Origin of the sequence: aff. Roholtiella sp. LEGE 12411 (assembly GCF_015206995.1) — a bacterium.
In the GTDB taxonomy this organism is placed as follows: Bacteria; Cyanobacteriota; Cyanobacteriia; order Cyanobacteriales; family Nostocaceae; genus Komarekiella.
Genome location: NZ_JADEXR010000259.1, coordinates 1 through 4,534, shown reverse-complemented (window position 1 = coordinate 4,534; position 4,534 = coordinate 1). Strand labels below are relative to the sequence as shown.

The following is a 4,534-nucleotide window of genomic DNA, read 5'->3' as shown; positions in this document are numbered from 1 at the left end:
GGCATGGGGCATGGGGCATGGGGATATTTTCATAATTGGTAAATTCTCTGTCCATTCTGGAAAAAAGTTGGTGTCTGTAGTCAGTTGAAAAATTTTTCTTCTAATTCTTAAAGACTGATGTCTCTGGCTGGGATTATTTGAACCATAATCTTAAGATCCCGAATAGCGTTGCCATGCTAACTTTGCTGCACCCACTATCCCAGCAAAGTTGCCCAACTCCGCTGGCAAAATTTGTAACCCCGTGCGTGATGTGGGCATTACTCGCTTCTCAATTTCTGCCTTCATAGCTGGTAAGAAAAACTCAAAGCTGGCACAGACACCACCACCAATCACGATCGCTTCTGGTGTCAGCACATAAATCAAACTTGTCAAACCAATAGCCAAATCAATACCATATTGTTGCCAAAAAGTCAATGCTTCGGCATCTCCTGCTTGGGCCAGAGCGCCCAATTCTGCTGCTTCCCTCAGAGTGCGGCGACGAATCGCATTGACTGAAGCATACTGTTCCAGAGAGCCTTGATTGCCGCTATTACATATTGGCCCATTGGGGTTGAATGTAATTAAACCTAATTCTCCAGCTGCTCCTTGATGCCCAACAAATAGTTTGCCATCCAGAATAATTGCGCCACCAACCCCAGTTCCTAAAGTCAGGAGAATTAGATTTTGAAAGTGGCGGCCAGCACCCAACCAAGCTTCTCCTAGTCCCGCGCAGTTAGCATCGTTAGCGATAACAGTGGGTTTGCCAGTTTTAATTTCTAACCAGTCTGCTAAAGGCACATCGCGCCATCCTGCCAAGTTAATAGCAATTTTGGCAATACGTCCTGTGGCATCGGCAGGGCCAGGAGTACCAACACCAATAGCAACTGTTTGATTATCTGGATCAATTTGGGCGATCGCATCCAGCATTACCGCCACCACCGCTGCTGGCGTTGTTGGTTGGGGAGTTGCCACAATCAAAGATTGTAAACACTTACCATCAGGTGTAAAACGCCCCAACTTAATCGCTGTTCCCCCCACATCAATGCCAACTATTTGATCCACAATGGCCAATCCAAAATCTTTATTTGTATACAACCACAGATGAACACAAATAAACACAGATAAAAAAATATCTGTGTCAGGACTTACGCGGCGCGACACGGAGGAATAATAGTTTCAGGGAGTTCTTGCGTAAGTTTTATGTGTGTATCTGTGTTCATCAAAAGCGACGGGAAACCACGCTCATGAAAGTGGGCATAGGGCCGATGTGCTTGCTCCTTCCAATGCCCAATTCCCCATTCCCCATGCCCAAAAACTCACCTAGAGCAAGTGGCGTAGAGTTTTTTATCTGTCATTATTAATAATTCGCACATTTGCCACTGGGGATGAACGAAAACTCGATTGCTCCTGCCAAGCTGTAATTGGAGCACCTCTTAAGATACCAGCCAAAGCGACGGAAAGTACAAATCCACCAGTAGCAGCGGCAATTAACGTCAGGTTATCTTTCACGTAAATCTCTCTATTGTTATTTGTTCTTTGTCATTTGTCATTTGTCCTTTGCGCTTTGTCATTTGTTATTGACCAATGACCAATGACCATTGACTACTTTCGGATTCTATTTTCTCGCCGTAACCGAGGATTGACAAATTCGTTTAACCCCTCACCCAGTAGTGATAACCCTACCACCATGCATGTCATCGCTAAACCAGGGAAAAGGGTAGTCCACCAAATGCCAGTAGGTAAGGCTTCTAGCGCTTGTTTTAAATCATGTCCCCATTCTGGCACTTCTTCTGGAAGTCCTAGTCCTAAAAAACCCAAACCGCCCAACACCAAAATTGCATCAGCGGCGTTGAGCGTGAATAGTACGGGTACGCTTTGAATGACGTTGAAAAATAGATATCGAGACAGCACAATCCAAGTAGAAGCGCCCATTGCTTGAGCAGCTTCAATGAATACTTCAGTTTTCACACTAACGGTGTGGTTGCGGACAACACGGTAGTATTGAGGGATGTAAGCAATGCTGATTGCGATCGCTGCGTTAATTATTCCACGCCCTACTACAAAAGCCAGCGTTACAGACAAGAGTAACCCTGGTAAAGTATAAATGCTATCCATAAGAAATAGCAACACCCTATCCAACTTACCGCCGAGATAGCCACTCAGCATACCCAAAGGCACACCGATAATCATACTCAGCGCTGTTGCCAAAATCACCACTTGCAAAGCGGCTTGAGCGCCAAATACTGTCCGAGAAAAGACATCATAGCCCAGGCGACTGGTTCCAAACCAATGTTTAGCTGAGGGTAGCTCGTGAATTGGATTGGAGAGGAAATCCTTGGGGTTTTGCAGCCATCCCCAATTTTGGAATACGGGAGCCAAGAATGCCAAGAAAATGAAAAAGAGGGTAATGGCTAACCCTATGAGCATTAGTTGTTGAGAAAGGTTGGGACTGCTGGCTGAGCGTAAAAATTTTGGCAGATGTGGTTTTGTAATGGCCATGAGCGATCGCCTGGATCAAGATACGCTGACCATTTTACATATCAGATTGGAGATTGAGTAAACAAAACAATTGATGGCAAAATTTGGGTGCAACGAGATGACACAGAAGATGGCGTAACCTACAAATTAGTATTAGCAGGAATTCCCAAATGAAAAATTGTCTTGGGATTTCACCCGCCAAATGTTATGCAACACACTGGATATGCTGTCACCTAAGTTATAAAACACACTATAAATCAAAGCTACCACTTAAGCGAACAGTAGTAGGTAATAGGCACTAGGGAAAAGTCTTCTCCATTCCCTATGCCCTATGCCCCATTCCCTATGCCCCATTCCCTATGCCCCATTCCCTATGCCCTATGCCCTATGCCCTATGCCCCATTCCCTATGCCCCATTCCCTAAAGATTACTTTCAATCAACTGGCGGTATTCACTCTTTTGTTTGACGCCTTTAATTTCCTTCACCAGTTCCTTATTTTTGAACAATTGAATCGTCGGTGTTCCTGTCACGTTAGCATTCTCAGCAATATCTCGATCTTTGTCGATGTCAATTTCTACAAAGTGAATTTTGCCGTCAAATTCATCCACTACTTTGTTTAAAATTGGCTTGAGGGTATGACAAGGGCCGCAGCCAGGAGCGACATATTTTACAAAGAGTAGGCGATCGCTTTCATGGAACAACTTCCGTAAAGCATAGCCACCTTCATGGCGCGTTGCATTTAAATTAAATCCAGCTTCTTCCTCAGCTTCAGTTTTCTTCGCTGCTGGCTGATGTTCTAATTCATTATTTGCTGTTTCTGGCTGTTGATGGAATTCTTGAATTAAACCACTGGAAGACAACCAACGTTCTGCCAACATCGCCGCCATACAGCCAGTACCCGCAGCTGTAATTGCTTGACGAAACTCATGATCTTGCACATCGCCAGCAGCAAAAACGCCTTCTACACTCGTTTCTACAGTACCGTGCTTGGTGACAACATAACCCACCTCATCCAGTTCTAATTGCCCTTTAAATAGGGAGGTGTTGGGACTGTGACCAATGGCGTAGAATAAACCCTTAGCGTGTAATTTGCTTTCTTCACCAGTTTTGATATTGCGCACTTTCACGCCTTCCATGTGACCGTTACCGAAGATATCCACGGCTTCCGTGTTCCAATGCACTTGGATTTTTGGGTTACTCAAAACCCGGTCTTGCATGGCTTTAGAAGCCCGCATTTTATCAGAACGCACCAGCATATTTACCTTAGAGCCGTATTTGGTGAGGTAAATGGACTCTTCTGCCGCCGAGTCACCAGCACCAATCACAGCAAGTTCTGCACCGTGGAAAATTGGGGTAGCACCATCGCAGATTGCACAAGCCGAGATCCCTCTACTCCAAAATTCATGTTCGTTGGGTAAACCTAAACGTTTTGCCGTTGCACCAGTCGCAATCACCAGACTGTTGGTTTGAACTTCCCTTTCTTGCGATCGCACAGTAAACGGACGCTGACTCAAATCAACTGAGATCACATCCTCAGTATATAGTTCAGCCCCCCAGCGTTCCGCCTGCGCCTTCATCTGATCCATCAGTTCCGGCCCAGTAATCCCTTGGGGAAACCCAGGAAAATTCTCGACTTCCGTCGTTGTCATTAATTGCCCACCAGGCAAACCCCCCGCTTGGAAACCTTCAAATACAACGGGTTTGAGGTTAGCTCGTCCTGCATAGATGGCAGCTGTATACCCTGCTGGCCCAGAACCGATAATTACTAAGTTTTCTACAGTCGGGTTAGTCATAGTTATATAAACTCATAACGACTACGTTTAATATAGCATAACAAAAATAAGTTCGTAAGGCCAACTATTGAAATTGAGAAAATATAGCCCTTGGTAAACACCAGGGTTTTAATTGGATTCGTGTATATTATTATGCAAAAACTCTGGATTATATTACAATACGGTTCAGTTAAGGCTAAAAGCGTTATTGATGATGTGAAAATTTGGAGCCTCAACTCGCTGTCCAGTACCTCTGTGCTTTGGTTTTTTGGAGCGAAACTTTGATACAGGTTTTTTCACAACC

The 4,534-nt window shown here is 44.7% G+C and carries 5 protein-coding genes; 1 reads left to right on the top strand and 4 read right to left on the bottom strand.

All coding sequences use genetic code 11. The annotated features are described in order from the left end of the window. Nucleotides 1-150: 150 nt before the first annotated feature. The 3 genes from IQ246_RS28950 to IQ246_RS28940 form a co-directional block, all read right to left on the bottom strand. Entirely contained in the window at nt 151-1,041 is an 891-nt protein-coding gene (locus tag IQ246_RS28950; RefSeq protein ID WP_194006731.1) for an ROK family protein, read from the bottom strand. 282 nt (nt 1,042-1,323) lie between these two features. Continuing rightward, on the bottom strand, nt 1,324-1,488 hold the full coding sequence (locus IQ246_RS28945; protein WP_194006730.1) for a hypothetical protein: 165 nt from the start codon (nt 1,486-1,488) through the stop codon (nt 1,324-1,326). Nucleotides 1,489-1,581: 93 nt separating this feature from the next. Next, entirely contained in the window at nt 1,582-2,478 is an 897-nt protein-coding gene (locus IQ246_RS28940; RefSeq protein ID WP_194006729.1) for an ABC transporter permease, read from the bottom strand. A gap of 69 nt (nt 2,479-2,547) precedes the next feature. Here IQ246_RS28940 and IQ246_RS31100 point away from each other — a divergent pair, with 69 nt between their 5' ends. Further along, nucleotides 2,548-2,631 (top strand): element excision factor XisI family protein, encoded by an 84-nt coding sequence (locus IQ246_RS31100; RefSeq protein WP_370588575.1) that lies wholly within the window; start codon nt 2,548-2,550, stop codon nt 2,629-2,631. 246 nt (nt 2,632-2,877) lie between these two features. Here the strand turns inward: IQ246_RS31100 and trxB are convergent, their stop codons facing one another. Next, complete coding sequence (gene trxB / locus IQ246_RS28930) at nt 2,878-4,251, bottom strand: thioredoxin-disulfide reductase (RefSeq protein WP_194006728.1); 1,374 nt, start codon at nt 4,249-4,251, stop codon at nt 2,878-2,880. Between the last annotated feature and the right edge of the window lie 283 nt (nt 4,252-4,534).

What these genes read in the sequence shown, in the direction of transcription:
- IQ246_RS28940 (WP_194006729.1), bottom strand. Translation starts at nt 2,478, where the DNA reads ATGGCCATTACAAAACCACATCTGCCAAAATTTTTACGCTCAGCCAGC.
- trxB (WP_194006728.1), bottom strand. Translation starts at nt 4,251, where the DNA reads ATGACTAACCCGACTGTAGAAAACTTAGTAATTATCGGTTCTGGGCCA.